Below are 18,128 nucleotides of genomic sequence, written 5' to 3' on the forward strand. Positions count from 1 at the left end.
CCTTATGTTGACAGGGGTTCAGGTCTTGCTTCTAGGCGGTGACGCTCGGGGGCTTGAGGTCATCCGGAAGCTGACCGAGCTCGATGCATCGGTAACGGTTGCGGGCTTTGATCAGTTGCATTCCTCACTGGACGGAGCGGTGCGCGCCGAGCTCAGCGAGGACTTATTTGCGACTGCCGATGCGCTTGTGCTTCCGGCTGTCGGAACGGACGATGACGGCAAAATCATTGCTGTTTTCAGTGACCGTGAATTAGTGCTGACTGATGAGTATGTCGCACGATTACCGAAGCATTGTACCGTGTATACGGGGATGGCAAAGCCATATTTACGCAATTTATGCGGTAAATATGCGATTCGGCTTGTTGAACTGTTTGACCGCGATGATGTCGCCATTTATAACTCGATCCCGACAGCGGAAGGTGCTGTCATGATGGCGATACAGAACACGGATATCACCATCCATGGATCATCTTGCATGGTGCTCGGCATCGGTAGAACCGGGTTTACATTGGCGAGAACGCTGCAGGGGCTTGGGGCAAAAGTGAAGGTAGGCGTGCGCCGCGAGGAGCATTTTGCAAGAGCGTACGAGATGGGTTTTGAGCCCTTCTACATCAAGGAATTACAGCAGTTTGTGGGGAATATTGACTTGCTTTTTAATACAATTCCGACTATGATAGTCACAGCGCAAATTATAGCAAATTTGCCATCGCGAGCGGTCATTATTGACCTCGCTTCGAAGCCCGGCGGAACGGATTTCCGCTTTGCGGAGAAGCGCGGAATTAAAGCATTGCTCGCCCCCGGCCTACCAGGAATCGTCGCACCCAAAACCGCTGGACGTATCATTGCGGATTGTTTAAGTCGATTGATTGAGGAAGATTTCAGGCAACGGGGGAATGAGCAATGAAATGGCAAGGCAAAACGGTGGGCTATGCGCTCTCCGGTTCTCACTGTACGTTTGCAGAGGTCATGCCGGTAATTCAGCGGTTTGTTGACGAAGGAGCGAATGTCGTTCCGATCGTGACCCAAACACTGATTACTACGGATACGCGGTTTGGAACTGCGGCAGAGTGGCAGCGGCAGCTGAAGTCCATCACTGGCAATGAAATTATTTCGACAATCGTCGATGCTGAGCCCCTGGGGCCGTCTAAACTGCTCGACGTTCTTGTTATTGCGCCTTGCACGGGCAATACGACAAGTAAACTCGCCAATGCGATGACTGACAGCCCTGTACTCATGGCTGCGAAAGCGCAAATGCGCAATCAACGCCCGCTCGTTCTCGCAATCTCGACGAATGACGGTCTCGGCTTAAACGCCGCTAACATTGCAAAACTTTTAGTATGTAAAAACGTTTATTTTGTACCCTTCGGGCAGGATAATCCTATCCAGAAGCCCAACTCGCTTGTCGCCAAAATGGAGCTGGTGCCTGAGGCTTGTGAAGCCGCCTTACTAGGTAAACAGCTGCAGCCTTTATTGATTGAACGTTCTTAATTTGTAAGCAGAAAAGTCTCAATTTTACGAATTCAGATGTAATTGGAGAAATCCTTGACTTACGTTCTTTTTTTGAGGGGAGACAACAACCAGCATGTCGAAGCAGAAATTGTTTAACGTCGCAGTAGTTGGTGCGACAGGCGCAGTAGGAGAACAAATCATTGGTTTGCTCGAGAAAAGGGATTTTCCGATTGCTGAGCTGAAATTGCTGTCTTCCGCACGCTCAGCAGGTACGAAGATCATGTTCAAGGGTAAAGAAATCACGGTGGAGGAAGCTTCGCCGGACAGCTTTAAAGGAATCGAAATCGCCTTGTTCAGTGCGGGCGGCGATGTGACAAAGGCACTTGCCCCCCACGCTGTCGAGCATGGCGCTGTCTGTATCGATAACACGAATGCTTATCGGATGGATCCGGATACTCCGTTAGTTGTACCTGAGGTTAATATCGACAAGGTAAACGACCACAAGGGAATCATTGCGAATCCGAATTGCTCGACGATCCAGATGGTTGCTGCGCTGAAACCATTGCAAGACCGTTACGGCATTTCTCGAATTATCGTCTCCACTTATCAGGCCGTTTCCGGCGCAGGCAGCCGTGCAATCGACGAAATGCTGCGTCAAACGCGTGAAGTTTTGGATGGCCATGAAGTGGATCCGGATATTTTACCGGTAGGATCGTTGCCGGTGAAGCATCAGATCGCATTTAATGCAATTCCGCAAATTGATAAGTTTCAAGACAACGGCTATACCCTCGAAGAAATGAAAATGGTTCGTGAAACAAAGAAAATCTTGGGTGATGAGTCCATCGACGTAACAGCGACTTGTGTTCGTATTCCTGTCGTTTATGGCCACTCGGAGTCCGTATACGTAGAGCTCAAAAAAGATTATGAACTGGAAGACGTCAGAACGCTCATTGCCGAAGCTCCCGGTGTCGAACTTGTCGACGATCCTGCAGGTCAACGTTACCCGCTTGCTACTGAAGCGGCTGGCAAACCTGAAGTATTCGTGGGACGGCTTCGCCGTGATCTGGGCCATGCACGCGGTTTGAATCTATGGATTGTTTCCGATAATCTGCTCAAAGGTGCAGCATGGAATGCTGTGCAAATCGCAGAATACATCGCAATTGAGAAAGAATAGACGTCCTACAACAGAAGCAGGTTGTTCAGGAAGCTAACGATTCGGCGACGTTGTTCTCGTTCGGATACGGAGGCTTGTGAATGCGCATCCTCGTTCAGAAGTTCGGCGGGACTTCATTGTCCTCGGACGAAGCAAGACAGTTAGTAATCGGACATATTGATCGGGAACGGCAACGACAGTACGGACTCGTCGTTGTCGTCTCTGCAATGGGGAGAAAAGGCGATCCCTATGCAACGGACACGCTGCTCTCGCTTATTCGCAATCATGGTGATTCATTGCCTGCTAAAGAACGCGATATGCTGCAGGGTTGCGGAGAAATCATTTCTGCTGCTTTATTGTGCAGCCTGCTGCGTGCAGCTGGGATATCAGCGATCGCTTTAACCGGCGGAGGCGCAGGAATTATTACCGATAATCAATATGGGCGTGCCCGCATTATTGAAATACGGACGGAAGCCATTCATAAAGCTTTAGAGGATGGCCAAGTTGTAATCGTTACCGGATTTCAAGGCGTTACTGAAGCAGGGGATATTACGACGCTCGGCAGAGGTGGCAGCGACACTTCGGCAACCGCCTTAGGAGCTGCACTCCGCGCAGAGCGAGTCGATATTTATACAGATGTAAACGGCATTCTAACCGCAGATCCTAGGATCGTGAAGGATGCTCGGCCATTATCCGTGATCAGCTATGCTGAGATCGGCAACATGGCAAGGCAAGGCGCGAAAGTCATTCATCCGCGGGCGGTAGAGATTGCTCAGCAAGCTCGTATTCCGCTTCGTGTACGTTCGACCTTCTCGGAAGAGGAAGGCACGCTTGTGACGGACACCTTCGATGCTGCTGCGAAAGCTTCTGCAGTGCGCGATCGTCATGTTACGGGTGTGGCGCATGTCAGCGGCGTTACTCAAATTACGGTACAGGCGCAGGACGGTCACACCGATGTACAACTGCAAGTGTTTCAAGCAATGGCAAGGCATCAAATCAGTGTAGACTTCATTAATGTAAATCCTGGTGGCGCGGTTTATACCGTATTTGATCATGATGCAGACAAAGCCGTTTCGGTTCTGCATGATATCGGTTATGCGCCGCGAGCAGTAAGCGGATGTGCCAAAATCTCCGTCATAGGCGGCGGAATGAACGGTGTTCCCGGCATCATGGCACGTATTGTGGAAGCGCTGACGGAGCAAGGCATTCCAATCCTGCAATCAGCAGATTCAAACACTACAATCTGGGTGCTGGTCAGCGAAAATTATATGGCCAGCGCACTGCAAGCGCTGCACTCGAAATTCTCATTACATGAGTAGCAATCGTAAATCGTAGTCAAGCTTTGCGGAGCAAGGCAACTGAAGAGCCATGTTTTGCTTCGCAGACCTTTTTTTCATATAAGAACGTATAGGTTTCACCTTATACTTAGCTTATATTTCATCGGAATGAAACGCGCTTCTCCGCCGAAAGGGCGACGATAGCCGATTCACCTTGGGAGGAATCATACATGGATTTCGGAAGAATAATTACTGCAATGGTTACCCCGTTCCACGCGGACGGATCGATTGACTGGGAAACGACAGGGCGGTTAATGGACTACTTGATCGAGGATCAGCAAAGCGACAGCCTCGTAGTTTCCGGCACAACCGGAGAATCTCCGACGCTTACCGATGATGAGAAAATCGCTTTGTTTACTTTTGCTGTAGAGCACGCACGTGGACGCTGCAAAATTATTGCAGGCTCCGGAAGCAATGAAACGGCCCACTCCATCCATTTGACTCAAGTGGCTGAGAAATGCGGCGTTGATGGGGCATTATTGGTTGTGCCTTATTACAACAAGCCGACGCAAGAAGGGATATTCCAGCATTTCAAAGTAATCGCAGAAGGCACCAAACTGCCAATTATGGTCTATAACGTTCCTGGACGTACCATTGTCAGCATGTCTGCTGAGACTACACTGCGTCTTGCGCAAATTCCGAATATCGTTGCAACGAAAGAGTGTGCTTCCCTAGATCAAGTTACGCTTATCGCTTCTCAAGCTCCTGCAGATTTCCGCGTTTACAGTGGAGACGACAGCAGTGCATTGCCTGCGGTTGCTGTAGGGGCACATGGCATTGTCAGCGTGGCAAGCCATATCATCGGCAAGCAGATTCGTGAAATCATCGAGTCTTATTTGAAAGGCGATGTTGCGCAAGCTTATAAAGTGCATGCTGCTTCGCTGCCGGTTTTCAGAGGACTGTTTGATCTTCCGAACCCTGTACTTGTGAAAGCAGCGCTAAACCTGAAAGGGTTGCCTGTTGGCGGCGTTCGTCTGCCTCTGGTTGACGCCAATGAGTCAGAATTAGCTGCGCTTCGCACTATTTTGAACTAATACTTTATTCACTGCTCGTGGTACTTCTTTCCGCAGTCGCCACAAACCGGTGCGCTTGCATCGGTTTTTTGTTTGTACATAGAGAAGGTCATGCCAGACTGGACATTTTCTCCTTTACTTGTTTTTCGTATTTTCAATCATGTATAATGAAAGCAAGTGACGGTGTGCGGCAAAATATTGAAAATGTGTAACGCCTAGGGTGGCGTTGAACAGCACTAGTTATTACTTGTATGAAGCGCGTTCCTGCGGGAGGAACGTCCAGCCATACAATTTGGACAACTATTATATAAAGTTCGATCAGATTAGCTTCGGTTTCTGTCGTTAGGACAGTGATGAGGTCTGGTTTGTTTCGTAAAACTATTAGGAGGTACGGATACACTTGTCTAAGAAAAACATCCAGGATAAGCTGCTTATTTTCGCACTAGGCGGCGTCGGTGAAATCGGGAAGAACATGTATGTCATTCAATATGGAAATGATATCGTAGTCGTAGATGCAGGTCTTAAGTTCCCGGAAGAAGATATGCTCGGAATTGATATTGTCATCCCAGACATTACGTATTTAACGGAGAATCGCGATAAAGTTAGAGGGATTCTGATTACGCATGGTCATGAGGATCATATCGGCGGCTTGCCATATGTACTGAAGCACCTGAATGTGCCGATTTACGGCACGAAGTTAACACTAGGCCTTATCGAAGGCAAATTGAAGGAAGCGGGCTTGCTTGGCGAGACGAAACGCATCCTGATCAATGCGGATTCGGAAGTTCAACTGGGATCCATGAAAGCGTCCTTCTTCAGAACGAATCACAGTATTCCGGATTCCGTAGGCGTATGCTTGGATACTCCGGAAGGAACTGTCGTACACACAGGCGACTTTAAATTCGATCATACACCTGTAAATAATCAATATGCTGATTTGCAGCGTATGGCAGGAATCGGAGCGCGCGGCGTTCTGGCCTTGCTTTCGGATAGCACAAATGCAGAGCGTGCAGGCTTCACACCGTCAGAGAGCATGATCGGTGTTGAACTTGAAGATATTTTCCGTAAAGCTACACAACGTGTCGTTGTTGCAACATTTGCATCCAACGTTCACCGTATTCAGCAAGTTGTGAATGCAGCTATTGCTACAAAACGTAAAATCGCCGTTGTTGGCCGCAGCATGGTCAATGTCGTGTCGGTTGCTTCTGAGCTTGGTTATTTGAACATTCCGGAAGGCACGATTATCGAGCCTGAAGAAATCAACAAAATGGCCGCTGACCGCGTTGCTGTCCTTTCGACAGGCAGCCAAGGCGAGCCAATGTCCGCTCTTACACGTATGGCGCGTTCGACGCACCGCAAGGTTGATATTATGCCTGGCGATACTGTTATTATTGCAGCAACACCAATTCCGGGTAATGAGCGTTATGTGGGACGTACTGTAGACGAGCTGTTCCGTCTCGGCGCCAACGTTATTTATGGACCAGGTTCTGTTTCCGGCGTTCACGTTTCCGGACACGGCAGCCAAGAAGAATTGAAGCTGATGCTTAACCTCATCAGACCGAAATATTTCATTCCGATTCACGGTGAATACCGTATGCTTCGTCAGCACGCATTGCTTGGCGAATCCGTCGGAATCGAACGCGAGAATATCTTCGTTATCGACAATGGGGATACGGTTGAGTTCACAGGCGGAGTTGCCCGTAAAGGCAGCAAAGTGCCGGCAGGTAACGTTCTGATTGATGGACTTGGCGTAGGCGATGTAGGTAATATCGTACTTCGCGATCGTAAGCTTCTGTCCCAAGACGGCATTTTGGTTGTCGTAGTAACGCTGAGCAAGCAAGATGGCGCGATTTTGTCCGGACCTGACATCATCTCCCGCGGCTTTGTTTACGTTCGCGAGTCCGAAGGACTGCTTGAGGAAGCGAACCGTATCGTAACTTCAACGTTGCATAAGCTGATGAACGATAAAGTCAATGAGTGGGCATCGCTCAAAACAAATGTGAAAGATGCACTCGGACGTTTCTTGTATGAGCAAACGCGCCGTCGCCCAATGATTTTGCCAATCATCATGGAAGTATAAATTGCTCCACCACTAGGAAACGGTCTCCGAAGAGCGTCATGCTCAATTTCGGAGGCCGTTTCTTTTTGCCCGGAATTGCATAATTCTACAGGCAGATTCCATACTATGCAGAGCCGACCATAGGCAGTCTAGGTGGAATGTTGAGGAGGACAAGGCATATGTTTGAGGATGAATTAGTTTATAAATCGGAGCAGCCGGAGCCACCGGCACCTGATCGTAAACCGAGCACGAATCCGATCGTGGAAACGATTCAGCAGTTAGGTCAGACGGCGACACCGCAGTCGGAGTCCAACATATTTTGCATGACCATTATTGGGCAGGTGGAGGGGCATCTCGTATTGCCTCCGCAAAATAAGACAACAAAGTACGAGCACTTGATCCCCCAGCTGGTTGCGGCGGAGCAAAATGCTAAAATCGAAGGCATCATGATTGTGCTGAATACGGTGGGCGGGGATGTGGAAGCGGGACTAGCTATAGCTGAAATGATCTCATCGCTTACCAAGCCAACTGTCACGCTTGTACTGGGCGGGGGTCATTCGATCGGGGTACCGATAGCAGTTGCCGGCAACAAATCGTTTATCGCGGAATCAGCAACAATGACCATACATCCGATCCGGTTGAACGGGCTTGTTATCGGTGTACCGCAAACCTTCGAATATTTGGACAAAATGCAAGAGCGGGTCGTTCGATTCGTTACTTCTCACTCCAACATTTCCGAAGCGAAATTCAAAGAATTAATGTTCAAGACTGGCGAATTAACCCGGGATATCGGAACGACCGTCATTGGGCCGGATGCGGTGAAGCATGGATTGATCGATGCAGTAGGCGGTATTGGCCAAGCGCTGCGGGATCTGAATTTACTGATCGATCAGCGCAAGCAAGCAACGGCTGCCGGGGCAGGAGGACTGACGCAATGACAATCTATTCCACAATGCCGCTTGAGCTTGTCTATGATGGAATTAACCATCAGCCGGGTCCTTACGTGTCCATAAAGATAGGGGATGTACAGCTGCAAATTGAATCGGTTACGCCGGGTGTTGGCCGTATCGTTCGTTTGCTTGACGGCCCATTGGATGCGTATTTACGTCCGGAGCTTTCGCCGGGAACACTGATTGCTTTCGGGCACCCATCCTCGTAGAAAGCCCGCCTTTGCTGGATAATAGTAGCACATCCTATGGTCTCCTATGGTATAATGGCTACCAGAGGTGACCATTTTGGCGAAGAAAAAGAAGAAGCGAAAGAGCTCAATTGGGACGAGCCTTAAATATGAAGTATATGGCATTTTACTCATAACCGTATCCGTAATCGCGCTATCGGGTGAAGCAACGGTCGGCCGTTCCTTGTCCAAATTATTTGGTTTATTGCTGGGTAAGTTTTATTTTGTCCTTCCGCTAGTCGGTATTTATGTAGGGCTGATCGTCATGGTGAAACGTGCCTGGCCTACAGGCTGGTCGACTCGTAAGACGGGCTTTCTACTCGCAGTGCTTGCTTGCACTTTATGGAGCTCGGTAGCCGTAATGGATCTCAAGACAGAGCCGACAGGCGGGCTGACAGCTTCTTACATACTTTCTCAACTTGGAAGCGATATCCGAGGGACGCTCATGACCTCTGCACAACAGGCACGGGCGGAGGGTGTCGTGCAAACGGTTAGCGGCGGGTATGCGGGAGCCATTCAGTATACGCTGCTGTATTGGTTGTTTGGTTATTTTGGCGCTAAGTTCGTTATGATTGTCATGTTTGCCATCTCCATCATGCTGATGACGGGCAAATCCTACGTGGATTTGCTGCGGGCAGCCCGAATCAGAGGCGGTCGTTTCTGGTCCTTACTTCGGAAGAAGCTATTCTCGAAGAGGCAAACGCTGGCGTCTTCGGGGGCGAAGGCAGGTCCGGTTAAGGGTAATGTCGTTACGTTGGATGACCTCGATGACGACGATGATGATGAGAACTATGCGCCGGTGCATAACCCGCGTCCGAAGAAAAGCAGATTCCCTATTTTCTCTTGGTTTAATGAAGTACCTAAGACCAGTGATGATGCTCATGATACCGAGTGGCAAATGGATGATGGACACCAAACGGGTGCTAAAGGTCAAACGGGGCGGATGCCTTGGCAGGACGATGAGGATGCAGACGAGCTTGGCTGGCAAGCGAATGTACTGGAGCAGATTGAAGAACCTTCAGCGAAAGCTAATGAAGCACCACTCCCTGCGACTTGGGAGCTTCCTTATGATGATGAGAAGGAAAATGCCGAGGTACTAACGGATTTCCGTCCGGTTGACGATGCGACCGGTATAGATGATGATCCGTCAGAGGTAGATGAATTCGAGGAAGAACTACCGGCTGCTGTGACAGCCATTCCGACAAGTCCTGCCATTATGCCTGATGATCCTGATTCGCCGGAAGGCGCAGTCAGCATAGTGAAGCGACCGACAGAGAAACCGTATGTATTGCCATCGTTGTCACTCCTGCAGAAGCCAAGCGGACTTGGCAAAACCGGTGAAACGGCGGATTCCTTAGAGTCCCGACGTAAACTGGAAGCGACACTGGAGAGCTTTGGCGTGAGAGCCAAAGTGCTTGATGTTGTGCGAGGTCCTGCAGTGACCCGCTATGAAGTACAGCCTGCTACTGGCGTTAAGGTTAGCCGAATTGTCGGTCTGACTGATGATATTGCGCTTGCACTTGCAGCGAAAGATATTCGGATGGAAGCCCCGATCCCAGGCAAATCGGCGATCGGCATAGAAGTGCCGAATACAGAAGTATCGGTTGTTACGATGCGTGAAGTTATGGAGACTCCGTCATTCCTCAATGCGAGTTCGAAGATGTCGATTGCTTTCGGACGTGATATTTCGGGTCAACCGATCGTCGGCAATCTGGCCAAAATGCCCCATCTGCTGGTAGCAGGTGCTACGGGCTCCGGTAAATCCGTTTGTATCAACGGGATTATTACAAGCATTCTGTACAAAGCGCGGCCGGATGAAGTGAAGCTGCTTATGATCGATCCGAAGATGGTTGAGCTTAACATGTACAATGGAATTCCGCATTTGCTCGCGCCGGTTGTTACAGATCCAAGACGCGCTTCATTAGCACTGAAGAAGATTGTCGTTGAAATGGAGAAGCGATATGAGCTGTTCTCCAAGTCCGGCACGCGTAATATTGAAGGTTACAACACACTTATGGCAGAGAACCCGGCTGCGGTACTCCCCTATATCGTGGTTATCGTGGATGAGCTTGCAGATCTGATGATGGTTGCCGCGAACGATGTTGAGGATGCGATTTGCCGCCTTGCTCAGATGGCGCGTGCATCAGGCATCCATCTGATTATTGCGACGCAGCGTCCGTCCGTAGACGTTATTACGGGTGTTATCAAGGCTAACATACCTTCTCGTATTGCTTTCGGCGTTTCATCGCAAGTCGACTCTCGCACCATTCTGGATATGGTGGGGGCGGAGAAATTGCTCGGTCGAGGCGATATGTTATTCTTACCTGTGGGCATGTCCAAGCCGATTCGGGTACAAGGTGCATTCCTCTCGGATCATGAGGTAGAAGCCGTTGTTGCTTATGCACGTGGTCAAGGCGAGGCCGAATACAAAGAAGACTTAGTGCCCGAGATTGATGATACCGTCACAGAGAATGAAGAGATTCTGGACGAGCTGTACGATCAGGCGGTTCGGATTGTACTGGAAGCGAAGCAGGCATCGGTTTCTTTGCTCCAAAGACGGATGCGAATCGGCTACACACGTGCTGCGAGGCTGATCGATCAGATGGAGGCACGCAGTATTGTAGGACCTTACGAAGGCAGTAAACCGCGTGAAGTACTGCTCACCATGGATCAGTACGACTCAGGAAAGATTAGCTCTTAAGGCAAATTCATGCATAATCGTATCCTTGATTTCTCATACTAGGAATATGCTTCGCTTGCTTTGCGAATCCATTTGCAAGAGAAAGGCAGATTCTAAAGATGAGAAATCGTTTAATTACGGTGACCATCGTCATCGTCCTTCTGTTGTTCGGCGCCTTCACATTGAAGCATGCCTCGTTCGGTAAAACAACCGAAACGTTCAGCAGCGCTACACTCAAAGTCGGGTCATCAGGAAAAGACGTCACAGAGCTGCAAGGCCGGTTGAAAGCACTTGGCTACTTCGACGGCAAAGTTGACGGAGTTTTCGGGACCAACACGAAAAAAGCAGTCACCTGGTTTCAATGGAAGTTTGGCCTGAAATCCGATGGGGTTGTCGGCGCAAAGACGAAATTGAAGCTATGGGAAGCAACGAAGAATTGGAAACCGACCGCAGCAGATACAAGCAGCGGCAGCAGTGGCAGTGGATCGAGCGGTAATAAGGAAACATCGGGATCGGATGTAAACAAGTCCAATAACCTGGGCCTTTCTGCGAACGATCTCAAGCTGATGGCAAATGCCGTGTACGGCGAATCTCGCGGAGAACCGTTTATCGGACAAGTCGCAGTGGCAGCCGTTATTTTGAATCGCGTGAAGTCACCGAGCTTCCCGAATACGGTTTCCGGTGTTATTTTTCAACCGGGTGCTTTCACGGCAGTAGCCGATGGGCAAATTTGGTTGACGCCAAATGAGAACGCGAAGAAAGCGGTACAGGATGCGATCAATGGCTTAGATCCGACCGGCGGATGTCTCTATTACTTTAATCCGGAGACTGCAACATCCAAATGGATATGGTCTCGTCCACAAGTGAAAACGATCGGAAAACATATTTTCTGTATGTAGTAATTGAGGAGCAGCCTGCAGATCGACGCGGGTTGCTTCTTCCATTTCCGATCGGGTAGAATGGAATAGATCCTAGGAAATTGGAATAGATTGACTTTATAAACTTGAGCGGAAGGGGGTCGTGTTGCGTGAGCAACTCTCCATTTCAACGAGGACAGCTGAATCGAATTCGATTGCATGTTCTGCCCACACAGCGCTTCAAAACATTTTCCATTTCCTTGTACTGTGGTCTCCCGCTGACGGAAGAGACCGTTACGCCTGTGGCGCTAATTCCATTTGTGCTGCGCCGGGGAACGGCTTCAACGCCGGAGACAATTGAGTTCCGCGAACGTCTCGACGAGTTGTATGGCGCAGGCTTCGGCTTCGACGTGTACAAACGCGGCGACGCACAAATCGTCCAGTTTAGAATGGACGTCATCAACGATCGGTTTGTTTCGTCCGAGCAGCCGCTGCTTGGCGAATCTTTGAAACTGTTAGGTGAAGTATTGACCGAGCCTACATTAGAGAACGGGCATCTGCGCGCCAAATACGTGGAAGCTGAGAAAGAAACGCTGCGTAAGCGACTGGAAGCGATCATTAATGATAAAATCCGCTATGCGGCAGAACGTTGCTTAGAGGTGATGTGCGAGGATGAGCCATATCGCCTGCACCCGCTTGGTAAACTCGAAGACATTGCGACGCTGACACCGGAGTCCGTAACAGCGGCTTATCGGGAGTGGCTGTCTAAAGCAGCATTCGACTTGTATGTAGTCGGCGATACTTCGCTGGAAGAAGTGAAAGCGCTCGTAGCCGAGGCGTTCCATCATAATGAGGGAGCACCAGCGGATTATAAACTGCCGGAGATTCACAAACCCATTAGTCAGGTTCAGACGGTTGTCGAACAAATGGACGTGAATCAAGGTAAGCTAAACCTTGGCCTCCGTATAAATACGGCATACGGGGATGACGATTACCCGGCCGCACTGCTCTATAACGGTATTCTAGGCGGCTACCCGCATTCTAAGTTGTTCCTTAATGTTCGGGAGAAAGCGAGCTTAGCTTATTATGCTTCCTCTCGTTTAGACGGCCATAAAGGTATTTGCACGATTCAATCCGGCATTGAAATCGCTAATTACGACAAGGCGACGACAATCATTAAAGAACAGCTGGAGAGCATGCGAAGCGGCAGCTACAGTGACCTTGAAATGAACCAGACCAAAGCGATGATAGCCAATCATCTGCGGGAGCTGCAAGATTCCGCCAATGAGATGATCGGCTTTGATTTCAATGCGATTCTATCCAAACGCGAGCGTTCCGCCGCACAGCTGCTGGAGCAGGTGCAGGCTGTTACTGCCGAGCAAATTGCAGCTATCGCACACAAAACCGAGCTCGATACGATCTATTTCCTGCGTGACAGGAAGGAGGGCTAAGCCTATGGAAACGTTAGCTTACCCAGGCGTTCAAGAAACGCTGTACCGTGAAATTATGCCGAATGGTTTAGAAGTAGTCGTGCTGCCCAAAGAAGGATTCAGCAAGACCTATGCCACATTCTCCACTCGTTATGGATCGATTGATAACCGGTTTGCCGTAGGCGATCAAGCACCGATTTCAGTTCCGGATGGTATCGCCCATTTCTTGGAGCACAAGATGTTCGAAGAACCGACCGGTGATATTTTCGCAACTTTTGCATCGCAAGGTGCTTCGGCGAACGCTTATACAAGCTTCGACCGCACCGTTTATCTCTTCTCGGCTACAGAGCAAATCGATGCGAATTTAGAAACCTTAATCGATTTTGTTCAAAATCCTTACTTCACCGACGAGAACGTCGAGAAGGAGAAAGGGATCATCGAGCAGGAGATCAATATGTATCGCGATAATGCAGATTGGCGCGTTTATTTTGGACTGATCGATGCCCTATATCACAAGCATCCGATACATATCGACATAGCCGGAACGGTTGATTCTATCCGTCAGATCACGAAAGAAACACTCTATAGCTGCTATGAAACCTTCTACCACCCATCCAACATGTTCTTGTTTATTGTGGGCGGTGTTCAGGCTGAAGCTGTGATGAAGCTTGTTCGGGAGAATCAGGCGCGCAAAACGTTTGAGCCGCAAGGTCCAATCTCCAGATTCTTCGATCCGGAGCCGGAAACGGTGAAGATTCCGCGCAAGACAGCAGCATTGCCTGTTTCCATGCCGAAATGCATGATTGGCTTCAAGGAGAAACGCGGCGCTTTGAACCCGGAGGAATTACTTCGCACGGAGCTTGCAACAAAGTTGATGCTCGAAGCGTTACTAGGTTCGAGTGCACCGCTTTATCACGCGTTGTACGATGATAATCTCATTTCGGATTCCTTTGGGCACGAATTCAACAGCAGTGAGGATTATGCGTTCTCCGTTGTAGGCGGCGAGACTCGCGATCCGGATGAACTTATTCGCAGGCTTCGTGCTGCTATTGAGGAAGCACAAAAAGTAGGATTAAACGAAGAAACTTTTGAACGGACCAAACGCAAAAAAATCGGTGGATATCTTCGTATGCTTAACTCCCCTGAAGCAATCGCCGGTGAATTTACACGCTATCGTTTCCGTGGTGCAGATTTGTTCAAGATGCTTCCTGTCTATGAAAGCATTACGCTCGAAGAAGCAAATGAGCGGCTGCGCAACCATTTTGACTGGAATCGAATGGCTGTATCCATTGTAGCGAAAGAGTCGGTTTGAAAACATTAAAAGAAATGACGGTGCTCGTGACCGGGGGAAGCCGTGGGATCGGAGCGGCCATAGCGCGCCGCTTCGCCGCGGAGAACATGAATGTCGTCATTCATTATAATCAAGCACATGAAGCCGCTAACGAGACGGCTCGCAGCTGTATGCGGCTGGGTGCAGCCAATGTGTTGACCGTCACAGCGGATATTCGTTCCAAGGAACAACTTATTCGTATGCGCGAGAAGCTGGAATCACGCGGTATGTTGCCGGATATCGTCGTTAATAATGCCGGCATTGCCCACTACAGTATGTTAGCGGATGTATCGGAAGAAGCTTGGGACGAAGTCATGAACGTGAATTTAAAGGGTATGTTTCTCTGTACGCAGCTCTTTATGCCCGCGATGATTTCCCAGCGTTTCGGGCGGATCATTAATGTATCGTCCATATGGGGGATGTCCGGTGCCTCTTGTGAGGTGCTGTACTCAACCAGTAAAGGCGGCATGAATGCCTTCACGAAAGCACTAGCCAAGGAACTGGCGCCTTCAGGTGTTACTGTAAATGCAGTAGCGCCTGGGGCTGTCGATACCGTTATGCTGGACAACCTTAATGCAGAAGAGAAATCGGCATTGGAGTCTGAAATTCCCGTTGGCCGTTTTGCGCAGCCCGAGGAAATCGCTTCGCTGGTTTATTTCTTAGCGCTGCCGGAGTCCGCATATATCACAGGCCAAATCATTAGTCCAAACGGCGGATGGCTGACTTGATCTTCAAATCCGTATAAGATTGATCCTTTGCGTGTACAATACGGTTGTTGCCGTATAACGGCTAACATGCGAAGGAGGAACAGAAACAATGTCAACTGTCCTTTCTAATTTCGAAACCTGGAAGCACTTCTTGAGCGATCGCGTGGATCAGGCCAAGGGAATGGGATTAAATGAAGACACCATTGCAAATCTTGCCTATGAGATTGGCTCCTTCCTTGGAGAAAAGGTCGATCCCAAAAACGAGCAGGAACGCGCAATCAAGGAACTCTGGGATGTCGGCGACGAGCAGGAACGAAAAACGATTGCTGGCCTAATGGTCAAGCTTGTACAAAGTTCGTAAACCTTCCACGAGAAAAGCCTCCCGAAACGGAGGCTTTTCTGTAATGTTTGCCGGAGGTTGCAGGATTTTGACGAATATTGTAGAATAATCTTTTATCACACATGAATGATTCATTTATCTTATTACCTATTCCTCCACAAACACGAGGTGTCATAATGGAATTTAAACAATGGTACATGGAATACAGAATACATAAGAACCGTCCGGGCTTGCTTGGCGATATCGCGTCCTTGCTAGGTATGCTTGAAGTAAACATTCTTACGATTAATGGTGTTGAGAACCGTACTCGCGGCATGCTGCTGCAAACGAATGACGACGAGAAGATTGAAATTCTCGGCCGTATGCTTCAGAAGGTCGACAACATTACCGTGCTTAAGCTGCGCGAGCCGAAACTCGTAGACATTCTGGCTGTTCGCCATGGCCGCTATATTGAGCGTGACTCTGATGATCGCAAAACGTTCCGTTTTACGCGGGACGAGCTTGGTATGCTGGTTGACTTTCTCGGTGAAGTGTTTAAACGAGAGGGTAACCAATTAATCGGACTGCGTGGAATGCCGCGCGTCGGCAAGACAGAATCTATCATTGCGGGCAGCGTTTGCTCCAATAAGCGCTGGACATTCGTTTCTTCCACGCTCCTCAGACAAACCGTGCGCAGTCAGCTATCGGAAGAGGAAATGACGCCAAACAACATTTTTATTATTGACGGGATTGTCAGCACAATTCGTTCAAATGAGAAACATCATGCGCTCTTGCAAGAGATTATGGCAATGCCATCAACGAAAGTCATCGAGCATCCGGATATTTTCGTGAAAGAATCAGCGTATGAATATAGTGATTTTGATTATATTATCGAATTGCGCAATACACCCGACGAGGAAATTTCTTACGAATCGTTTACGATGGGCTTTAACGATTTTTGATGAAATGAGGAGGTGTGGTCATGTCGGATTTGGGTGCCTTGCTTCAGAAGGCGAGGGAACAGCGAAGGCTGTCTCTGGATGACATCCAGGAATTGACGAAAATTCGTAAACGCTATCTTGAAGCGATTGAGGAAGGCAATTACAGTGTGCTTCCCGGTTCATTTTATGTGCGTGCGTTTGTAAAGAACTATGCAGAAGCAGTGGGGCTTGATGCGGATGAAGTTCTTCGGTTGTACAATAAAGAAATACCCTCTAACGTCCCGGAGCAAGTCGTGGAGCCCATTCAACGACCACGCCGCCGCTCTCAGACGCAAGCAAACGATCGATGGGGCAAATGGGGCTTCCGTACGCTGATGTGGTCGTTTCTGCTCTTGATTATCGTGCTTGTTTACATTTATGCGATCAAGCAGCCGAGCAAGGATAATGTGGATTCAGCGGATCAAACGAAGATGACGGATCAGACGAAAGCGCCGGATTACAACCCGGACAAGGATACGGTCAAAAATAATGATAATGCTTCCACGAACGAATCTACCGGCGGCGATGATACAGTGCCTGTAACACCGCCTCCTACGGAGGAGAAGCCAGTGGAACCAGCTGTGCCAGCTACTACGCTGACACTTGATCGTTCATCCGGCTCGACGGACTATTACAAGGTTGCACCAGCAGGCGCGCACAAAATCGTGTTTAATGCGACAGGCCGTGCTTGGATTGGGGTTAAAGAGAAGAATAAGAGCGGGAAGTATATTTTGCAGCATCAATTCAATAAAACCGGCGAAACCATTGAGCTTGATATCAACGGACCTGCTTATATCAATGTCGGGCGTGCAGATCTAGTTGAAGTGACGCTTGACGGCGTTGCCATGGACGATGGGAATGCAGCAAATCCGCATCGGATGCAGCTGGATATGGTTGAGGGAGAAGCGGCTGATAAGACTGCTCAGTAGCACACAGAAGGCATTCATCCTGGGAATAGCCGGGAGGAATGCCTTTTCTTGCGGAGTAAGATGCGTTATAATACGTGACAAAGAAAAAGCAAAGGAGCTGCAATGATAGATGGCAGAGAATTCATTTGATATCGTATCGAAGGTTGACATGCAGGAGCTGAACAATGCAATTACACAAGCGGAGCGGGAGATTGAAACACGTTTCGACTTCAAGAACAGCAAGAGCAGCATTGCAATCGAGAAAGAAGATATCGTCGTAGTATCGGATGACGAGTATAAATTGAAGAGCGTCGTCGATATTTTGCAATCCAAAATGATCAAACGCGGTGTTCCGATCAAGAACATGGAATTCGGTAAACTGGAGCCGGCTTCATCGGGTACGGTTAGACAGAAGATCAAGCTGAAACAAGGCATCGAGCAGGATATTTCAAAGAAAATTAATATTCTGATTCGTGATTCCAAGCTTAAAGTGAAAAGCCAAATTCAAGGCGATTCCATCCGTGTGACAGGCAAAAGCCTGGATGATTTGCAAGCGGTCATGGCGTTGCTGCGCGGTGCGGATCTTCAAATTGATCTCCAATTCACGAACTACCGCTAAGCGATTTAGGTACATAAGAAGAGTCCCGGTCCGCAGGCAAAGTCGCGGTGGCTGGGACTTTTTCGTATTTTGACACTGAATATGCCTTGTATTATACTTGTTAGGATAGC

Annotated in this window: 17 protein-coding genes; all 17 read left to right on the forward strand. The window is 49.0% G+C overall.

Annotation, left to right across the window (positions count from 1 at the left end):
• Positions 1–4: 4 nt before the first annotated feature.
• The 17 genes from dpsA to AC50Y3_RS12765 all read left to right on the forward strand — a co-directional run bounded on the left by dpsA (position 5) and on the right by AC50Y3_RS12765 (position 18,018).
• A complete protein-coding gene (gene dpsA / locus AC50Y3_RS12685; RefSeq protein ID WP_494819079.1) occupies positions 5–904 on the forward strand; it encodes a dipicolinate synthase subunit DpsA in 900 nt (299 codons plus the stop codon).
• Positions 901–1,488, forward strand: a complete 588-nt coding sequence (locus tag AC50Y3_RS12690) for a dipicolinate synthase subunit B (protein ID WP_090976436.1) — start codon at positions 901–903, stop codon at positions 1,486–1,488. The genes dpsA and AC50Y3_RS12690 overlap by 4 nt, the downstream gene beginning before the upstream one ends.
• 94 nt (positions 1,489–1,582) lie before the next feature.
• A complete protein-coding gene (locus AC50Y3_RS12695) occupies positions 1,583–2,623 on the forward strand; it encodes an aspartate-semialdehyde dehydrogenase (RefSeq protein ID WP_494819080.1) in 1,041 nt (346 codons plus the stop codon).
• 80 nt (positions 2,624–2,703) lie between these two features.
• A complete protein-coding gene (dapG, locus tag AC50Y3_RS12700; RefSeq protein ID WP_494819081.1) occupies positions 2,704–3,921 on the forward strand; it encodes an aspartate kinase in 1,218 nt (405 codons plus the stop codon).
• A gap of 188 nt (positions 3,922–4,109) precedes the next feature.
• Positions 4,110–4,973 (forward strand): 4-hydroxy-tetrahydrodipicolinate synthase, encoded by an 864-nt coding sequence (gene dapA, locus AC50Y3_RS12705; RefSeq protein ID WP_494819082.1) that lies wholly within the window; start codon positions 4,110–4,112, stop codon positions 4,971–4,973.
• 379 nt (positions 4,974–5,352) lie between these two features.
• Positions 5,353–7,032, forward strand: coding sequence for a ribonuclease J (locus AC50Y3_RS12710; RefSeq protein WP_091218615.1), 1,680 nt, complete (start codon positions 5,353–5,355; stop codon positions 7,030–7,032).
• 158 nt (positions 7,033–7,190) lie between these two features.
• Positions 7,191–7,949, forward strand: coding sequence for a ClpP family protease (locus tag AC50Y3_RS12715; RefSeq protein WP_494819083.1), 759 nt, complete (start codon positions 7,191–7,193; stop codon positions 7,947–7,949).
• Positions 7,946–8,170, forward strand: a complete 225-nt coding sequence (locus tag AC50Y3_RS12720) for a YlzJ-like family protein (protein ID WP_210661430.1) — start codon at positions 7,946–7,948, stop codon at positions 8,168–8,170. Before AC50Y3_RS12715 ends, AC50Y3_RS12720 begins: the two co-directional genes overlap by 4 nt.
• A gap of 76 nt (positions 8,171–8,246) precedes the next feature.
• The gene (locus AC50Y3_RS12725) at positions 8,247–10,889 is read left to right on the forward strand and encodes an FtsK/SpoIIIE family DNA translocase (protein WP_494819084.1); all 2,643 of its coding nucleotides are present in this window, start codon (positions 8,247–8,249) and stop codon (positions 10,887–10,889) included.
• A 98-nt stretch (positions 10,890–10,987) separates the two neighbouring features.
• The gene (gene sleB, locus AC50Y3_RS12730) at positions 10,988–11,767 is read left to right on the forward strand and encodes a spore cortex-lytic enzyme (protein ID WP_494819085.1); all 780 of its coding nucleotides are present in this window, start codon (positions 10,988–10,990) and stop codon (positions 11,765–11,767) included.
• A 128-nt stretch (positions 11,768–11,895) separates the two neighbouring features.
• On the forward strand, positions 11,896–13,176 hold the full coding sequence (gene yfmF / locus AC50Y3_RS12735; protein WP_494819086.1) for an EF-P 5-aminopentanol modification-associated protein YfmF: 1,281 nt from the start codon (positions 11,896–11,898) through the stop codon (positions 13,174–13,176).
• 4 nt (positions 13,177–13,180) lie between these two features.
• Entirely contained in the window at positions 13,181–14,467 is a 1,287-nt protein-coding gene (gene yfmH, locus AC50Y3_RS12740; RefSeq protein WP_494819087.1) for an EF-P 5-aminopentanol modification-associated protein YfmH, read from the forward strand.
• Between the two features lie 14 nt (positions 14,468–14,481).
• Positions 14,482–15,213, forward strand: a complete 732-nt coding sequence (gene ymfI, locus AC50Y3_RS12745) for an elongation factor P 5-aminopentanone reductase (RefSeq protein WP_494819247.1) — start codon at positions 14,482–14,484, stop codon at positions 15,211–15,213.
• Between the two features lie 88 nt (positions 15,214–15,301).
• On the forward strand, positions 15,302–15,553 hold the full coding sequence (locus AC50Y3_RS12750) for a DUF3243 domain-containing protein (RefSeq protein WP_475779588.1): 252 nt from the start codon (positions 15,302–15,304) through the stop codon (positions 15,551–15,553).
• A gap of 155 nt (positions 15,554–15,708) precedes the next feature.
• Positions 15,709–16,473, forward strand: coding sequence for a DUF3388 domain-containing protein (locus AC50Y3_RS12755; RefSeq protein WP_090976411.1), 765 nt, complete (start codon positions 15,709–15,711; stop codon positions 16,471–16,473).
• Positions 16,474–16,493: 20 nt separating this feature from the next.
• A complete protein-coding gene (locus AC50Y3_RS12760; RefSeq protein WP_494819088.1) occupies positions 16,494–17,420 on the forward strand; it encodes a RodZ domain-containing protein in 927 nt (308 codons plus the stop codon).
• Positions 17,421–17,529: 109 nt separating this feature from the next.
• Positions 17,530–18,018, forward strand: coding sequence for a YajQ family cyclic di-GMP-binding protein (locus AC50Y3_RS12765; RefSeq protein WP_494819089.1), 489 nt, complete (start codon positions 17,530–17,532; stop codon positions 18,016–18,018).
• Positions 18,019–18,128 lie beyond the last annotated feature (110 nt).

The sequence above is a fragment of the Paenibacillus sp. J22R98 genome, from assembly GCF_059383835.1.

Excerpts from the sequence above, each read along its gene's own strand:
- ymfI (WP_494819247.1), top strand. The coding sequence starts at position 14,482 with ATGACGGTGCTCGTGACCGGGGGAAGCCGTGGGATCGGAGCGGCCATA.
- dapG (WP_494819081.1), top strand. The coding sequence starts at position 2,704 with ATGCGCATCCTCGTTCAGAAGTTCGGCGGGACTTCATTGTCCTCGGAC.
- AC50Y3_RS12765 (WP_494819089.1), top strand. The coding sequence starts at position 17,530 with ATGGCAGAGAATTCATTTGATATCGTATCGAAGGTTGACATGCAGGAG.
- AC50Y3_RS12720 (WP_210661430.1), top strand. The coding sequence starts at position 7,946 with ATGACAATCTATTCCACAATGCCGCTTGAGCTTGTCTATGATGGAATT.
- AC50Y3_RS12755 (WP_090976411.1), top strand. The coding sequence starts at position 15,709 with ATGGAATTTAAACAATGGTACATGGAATACAGAATACATAAGAACCGT.
- dapA (WP_494819082.1), top strand. The coding sequence starts at position 4,110 with ATGGATTTCGGAAGAATAATTACTGCAATGGTTACCCCGTTCCACGCG.
- sleB (WP_494819085.1), top strand. The coding sequence starts at position 10,988 with ATGAGAAATCGTTTAATTACGGTGACCATCGTCATCGTCCTTCTGTTG.
- AC50Y3_RS12715 (WP_494819083.1), top strand. The coding sequence starts at position 7,191 with ATGTTTGAGGATGAATTAGTTTATAAATCGGAGCAGCCGGAGCCACCG.
- yfmH (WP_494819087.1), top strand. The coding sequence starts at position 13,181 with ATGGAAACGTTAGCTTACCCAGGCGTTCAAGAAACGCTGTACCGTGAA.
- AC50Y3_RS12760 (WP_494819088.1), top strand. The coding sequence starts at position 16,494 with ATGTCGGATTTGGGTGCCTTGCTTCAGAAGGCGAGGGAACAGCGAAGG.
- AC50Y3_RS12690 (WP_090976436.1), top strand. The coding sequence starts at position 901 with ATGAAATGGCAAGGCAAAACGGTGGGCTATGCGCTCTCCGGTTCTCAC.
- dpsA (WP_494819079.1), top strand. The coding sequence starts at position 5 with ATGTTGACAGGGGTTCAGGTCTTGCTTCTAGGCGGTGACGCTCGGGGG.
- AC50Y3_RS12750 (WP_475779588.1), top strand. The coding sequence starts at position 15,302 with ATGTCAACTGTCCTTTCTAATTTCGAAACCTGGAAGCACTTCTTGAGC.
- AC50Y3_RS12695 (WP_494819080.1), top strand. The coding sequence starts at position 1,583 with ATGTCGAAGCAGAAATTGTTTAACGTCGCAGTAGTTGGTGCGACAGGC.